3 protein-coding genes and 1 pseudogene are annotated in these 6,000 nt (G+C 35.1%); all 4 read left to right on the forward strand.

The window, feature by feature from the left end:
* On the forward strand, nucleotides 1–2,623 hold a 2,623-nt coding region (locus FLACHUCJ7_RS00110), incomplete at its 5' end, for a gliding motility-associated C-terminal domain-containing protein (RefSeq protein ID WP_180907453.1).
* A 59-nt stretch (nucleotides 2,624–2,682) separates the two neighbouring features.
* Complete coding sequence (locus FLACHUCJ7_RS00115; RefSeq protein WP_180907454.1) at nucleotides 2,683–3,591, forward strand: PorP/SprF family type IX secretion system membrane protein; 909 nt, start codon at nucleotides 2,683–2,685, stop codon at nucleotides 3,589–3,591.
* 2 nt (nucleotides 3,592–3,593) lie between these two features.
* A complete protein-coding gene (locus tag FLACHUCJ7_RS00120; protein ID WP_180907455.1) occupies nucleotides 3,594–5,534 on the forward strand; it encodes an OmpA family protein in 1,941 nt (646 codons plus the stop codon).
* A 242-nt stretch (nucleotides 5,535–5,776) separates the two neighbouring features.
* Nucleotides 5,777–5,902, forward strand: a pseudogene (locus FLACHUCJ7_RS00125) (IS256 family transposase); the annotation flags it as partial.
* Between the last annotated feature and the right edge of the window lie 98 nt (nucleotides 5,903–6,000).

The raw sequence follows: 6,000 nt of genomic DNA on the forward strand, positions 1-6,000 counted from the left end.
TACCGTAACGGCAGTCAATGACGCGCCAGTTGCTGTAAACGATATCTACACTGTTGCCGAAGATGGTACAGTGACATTGACCCCATTGGCACTGGATACGGATGCTGACGGCGATACGCTGACCATTACGTCTATCAACGGAACAACTTTAACCGGAGGTGTTCAGACAATAGCTGTTACCAATGGAACAGTAAATATCTCCGCTACGGGCGTAATCACGTTTACCCCTTCAGCGAACTTTAATTCGGCTACCGCGATCAGTATTCCGTATGTGATTACAGACGGAACTGCTACAGCTACAGCCAACGAATTGATTACAGTTACTCCGGTCAATGACGCGCCAGTTGCAAACGATGACACTAATGATAGTATTCCATCAACATCAGCAGCAACGGCAATCAATGCTTTAACAGCGACAGATATTGATGGAACAATTGCAGGTTATACAGTTTTAACATTACCATCTCATGGAGTTTTAGCTTTATCAGGATTAGCTGTAACAGCCAATCAGATTTTAACACCTGCTGAAGCAACAATGCTTACTTATGATCCAAACGGAACATTTACTGGTAATGACAGCTTTAAATTTACAGCAACTGATGATCTAGGTGCTGTAGCTTTATCGGATGCAACTGTAATAATTCCGATTGCGAATAATCCACCAGCAGCTCATGACGATATTAATGCAAGTATTCCTTCAAGAGCGGGGGCAACACCAATAAACGCTTTAATTGCAACAGATACTGACGGAACAATTGTAAATTATACTATTTTAAGTTTGCCGGTTAATGGAACTTTAGCCTTATCAGGAACACCAATAGTTATAAATCAGATATTGACACCTTTAGAAGCAGGCACACTTACGTATGATCCTAGTGGAGCATTTTCAGGTGAGGATTTATTCACTTTTACGGCTACAGATAATAATGGGGCAATGGATGCTACACCGGCAACAATAAAAATAGTAGTAGAAAAAACGCAAATAAGTGCAGTTGCAGATCCTATACTTGATGTTGTTGGAATTGATAAGATTGTAAAAGTCTTAAATATACTTGATAACGATACTTTTAACAATAGTACGGCACTAATTGCAGATCTTGATTTAAAGGTAGTGATACCAGATCCAAATGGAGTATTAACACTAAAAGCAGATGGTTCAATAGAGTTGATTCCAAATGCACTGCCAGGGACATATTATCTGACATATGAAATTTGTGAAAAAGCAAACCCTGGAAATTGTAGTTCTGCTCTAGTTTCCGTTACAGTTGTTGCGCCAACCATGACAATAACAGCAAGTAGTTATTGTGATAAGAATACACCTTATGTTACTTATAATGTGACAGCAGATAATTTCACTCCAACAGGATTGTTAACAATTAACTGGATAGATAGTGCTAATAATGTTGTAGCGACTCAAAACAATATGCCATTAAGTGGTAATGTATTATGGCCGGGAGCAATTGTTGACAGTAATAATAATCCAATAGACTGGCCGGGATGGATTTTGGTAAATGGTCAGTGGATAGCAAGAAACGATGGTTTTGAATTAACAAGACCGGCAGTTACAATGCAATTTACATTAAACCCGACTAAATCTGTAGTTGTTAATTACCCAGCTGCGACATCAGGATGTAATGCTATGCCAACATTTAGCATTCAGGCAGAGAATGAAGACGATGTAACGTTGGCAGACGGACTTAACGGAGCGTTAGAAGTAGTAAATGTTTTAGATAATGATAAATTAAACGGAATTCCGGTTAACGCTTCAGATGTTATTTTAAAAGGATTAAATCTTCCGGCAGGAATTATGCTGAATGCTGACGGAACAATTGATGTAGCTCCAGGTACAAAAGGAGGGGATTATACTTTAACATACGAAATATGTGAAAGAACGAATCCAAATACAAATTGTAGTACAGCAACGGTTAAGATTTTTGTTGAAGTTCCGGCAATTGCCATTGTTAAAACAGTTGTGTTGAATGATACGAATAAAAATGGATATGCTGAAGCAGGAGAGACCTTAACGTATAGTTTTTCTATAACCAATAACGGTAATACAGATCTTGAAAATATATTAGTTTCTGATCCTTTACCAGGAATTGTTATGAGTGGAAATCCAATTAGTTTAGGAGTTGGTCAAACAGATAATTCTTCAATTACCGGAACTTATACTTTAACACAGGCAGATGTAAATGCCGGAAGTATAAGCAATCAGGCAACAGTAACAGGTATCACCAAAAGTGGAATCATTGTTTTAGATAAATCAGATTACAGTGATTCTGATGGCGACAAGCCAACAGTTCTGGAATTAAGTGGTTGCGTAATCGAAATATTTAACGCTGTTTCTGTAAACGGTGACAATAAGAATGAAAGATTCTATGTACAAGGTATAGAATGTTATCCCGATAATACGGTACAGATTTACAATCGTTGGGGAGTTTTAGTGTATGAAAGACAGCATTACAATAATAACGACATCGCTTTTAGAGGTATTTCAGAAGGACGTGTTACTGTTAAAGACTCAAACGGATTGCCTGAAGGTACTTATTATTACATTATCAAGTATAAAGATATGCAGTCTAACCCACATCAGAAAGCAGGGTATTTATACCTGACCAAATAATATTCTGTACAATTAAAATGGCTTAGTCAAGGCTAAGCCATTATTTAAAAATGAAATAAATGAAAAAATTACTTTTAGTTTTATTGTTTTGTTCGGTTGCAGGTTTTGCACAGCAGGATGCACAGTTTACACAATACATGTATAATACTATTAATATAAATCCGGCTTATGCAGGATCCAGAGGAAATTTGAGTGTTTTTGGAATGTATCGTACACAATGGGTGGGTTTAGATGGAGCACCGGAAACGAGCAGCTTTTCAGTAAATACACCTTTAGGGGATAATGTAGGGTTAGGAGTTTCTTTAGTAAATGATAAAATAGGTCCAACAAATGAAAATAATATATCAGCAGATTTTTCATACTCTATACCTACATCGGCAACAGCAAAACTGTCTTTTGGTATAAAAGGATCTGCAAATTTATTTAACCTTGATCCAAGTAAACTGAAACAGGAAAATCAGGGAGATTCGCAGTTTCAGAACTTCAAAAATAAATTTTCACCAAATATTGGAGCCGGTATTTATTGGCATACAGACAAAGCTTACATAGGTTTATCGGTACCCAATTTCATTCAGACCAATCGTTATGATGATAACGAAGTAGCCATATTCAAAGATCAGATAAACTATTACCTTATTGCAGGTTATGTATTTGATTTAGATCATTATGAAACCATAAAATTCAAACCGGCTTTGTTAACTAAAATGGTTGAAGGAGCACCTCTGCAAATTGATGGCTCTGCAAATTTTATGTTTAACGACAAATTTGTAATTGGTGTTGCTTACAGATGGAGTGCTTCTGTAAGTGCATTGGCCGGATTTCAGATTACGGACAGTTTGTATTTAGGTTATGCTTACGATCGTGAGACAACAAAACTGGTCAATTATAATTCAGGATCGCACGAGATATTTTTGCGGTTTGAATTCTTAAACAAACATGGACGAATAACTTCACCAAGATTCTTTTAATTATGAAAATTAAAAAAATAATTTACACTGTGTTTTTACCTTTTATCTGTTTTAACGGAATGGCTCAAAAAGCAGTTTTGAACAGAGCAGAAAAAAACTACAATCAATATGCCTATGTAGATGCTATTTCGATTTATGAGAAAGTGGCCGAAAGCGGGTATAAGGATGAAAAAATGTTTCAGAGACTGGGAAACGCTTATTATTTTAATGCTGAACTTACAAAGGCTGTGAAATGGTATGACGCCCTATTCTCTTTGAACCAGGAGCAGGAACCGGAATACTTTTATAGATATGCACAATCTCTAAAATCCATTGGAGATTATGCTAAATCAGACATAATGCTTGAGGTTTTTAATCAAAAAAATAAGACAGATATAAGAGGAGTTCTGTTTGAAAATAATAAAAACTATCTGGAACAAATAAAATTGAATTCCGGAAGATTTGAAATATCAGATATCGGAATTAATTCCAGACAATCAGATTATGGCAGTACGATTTTTAATAATAAGCTAGTATTCGCTTCTGCGAGAGATACAGGTATTGTAGCACGTAAAACATTTAAATGGACTAATAAGTCTTTTACGAATTTATATGCTGCAGAATTAAAATCAGATGGCAGTTTAGAAAATCCGGTTCGATTTGAGAAAAAGATAAATTCAAAATTAAATGAATCAACTCCCGTTTTTACCAAAGACGGAAAGACGATGTACTTTACAAGAAATAACTTTTTGAGCGGAAAAAAAGGAAAAGACAGTAAGAGAATTACTTTACTAAAGCTCTATAAAGCAGATTTTGTAAATGATAAATGGACCAATATTACAGAATTACCTTTTAATAGTGATCAGTTTAGTGTTGCTCATCCTGCTTTGAGTGCAGACCAGAAGACGTTATATTTTGCATCTGATATGCCGGGAAGTTTAGGACAATCTGACTTGTATAGTGTTGAAATTAAATCAGATGGTACATTTGGCAAGCCCCAAAATCTGGGACCTGCAATTAACACCGAGGGAAGAGAGACATTTCCTTTTGTATCAGGAGATAACGAACTTTATTTTGCCAGTGATGGACGCCCGGGCTTAGGAGGTCTGGATATATTTGTAGCAAAAATTAAAGCTGATTCAGGTTTTTATGAGGTTCAAAATATCGGAGAACCGGTAAATACTAAGTTTGATGATTTTGCTTTCATCATTGAAAGTAGTACAAGAAAGGGATTTTTCTCATCAAATAAAGAAGGAGGAAAAGGAAGTGATGATATTTATAAATTTTCAGAAACAAGAAAACTGGATTGCGAAAAGAAATTATTTGGAACCATAAAAGATTCTGATATCAATGAAGTTTTAAGCGAGGCAAAGGTAACTTTACTTGACGACAAGTTTCAACAAATTGCAGAAGTAATTTCTGCTGCAGATGGGACTTATAATTTTGATGTGAAGTGTAATAAAACGTATCATGTAAGAGTAGCAAAGAAAGATTACGAAACAAATGAAAGTGTTATCACCATTCAGCCATCAATTGATAAATCAGAACTGGATGTTAAATTAGAAAAACAAGTTAAGGAAATTGGTATTGGAACAGATTTAGCCAAAACCTTAAACATTCCTATTATTTATTTTGATTTAGATCAATCGTTTATTCGTAAAGATGCTGCTTTTGAATTAGAGAAAATAGCAGCTGTTATGAAACAGTATCCAAATATGAAAATTGATGTTCGTTCTCATACCGATAGCAGACAAACCAAAAAATACAATATGCTGTTATCTGACAGAAGGGCCAAAGCAACTATTGAATGGTTTGTGAAAAGAGGAATTAATGCAAAAAGACTAACAGGGAGAGGATATGGTGAAAGCAAATTGATTAACAGATGTTCAGATGATGTAGATTGTACAGAGGAAGAGCATCAGTTGAACAGAAGAAGTGAGTTTGTAATTATTTCAATGAACTAATTCTCTAATTTAATTTTAGTATTGAAAGGATGTAAGGACAGTGTCTACTGGTAGTGTCTCACTAACTGATAAAACAAAAAAGCTTCAGATTTCTCTGAAGCTTTTTTCGTAGTAGCCATGCCCGAACAAATGTCGAACTTTTTTTTAGAAGAGGTAGTGTCTCACTAACTGTGTAAGTAAAAAATAATGGGGTTTAAAAACCCCATTATTTTTTTGATTAATTTTAAAATTTACACAGTCTTATGAAAAAAGAAGATTTATTATCGGATGAATTCTTAAAGCAATTCAAAACAGGTGAAGACCTTAATGGTTTTCTTGCCGAACTTCAAAAAAGAGGATTTGAAGCAATTCTAAATGGAGAATTAGAGGTTCTGTCGCATCTAGCTACGTTTTAACTTTGCCTTTTTTAACTTGTTAACTCATGAATACGAAAGGTCATTGCTGTCCGAAATCTATTATATTGCAG

It is taken from the genome of Flavobacterium salmonis (assembly GCF_903819435.1).
Lineage (GTDB): Bacteria > Bacteroidota > Bacteroidia > Flavobacteriales > Flavobacteriaceae > Flavobacterium > Flavobacterium chungangense.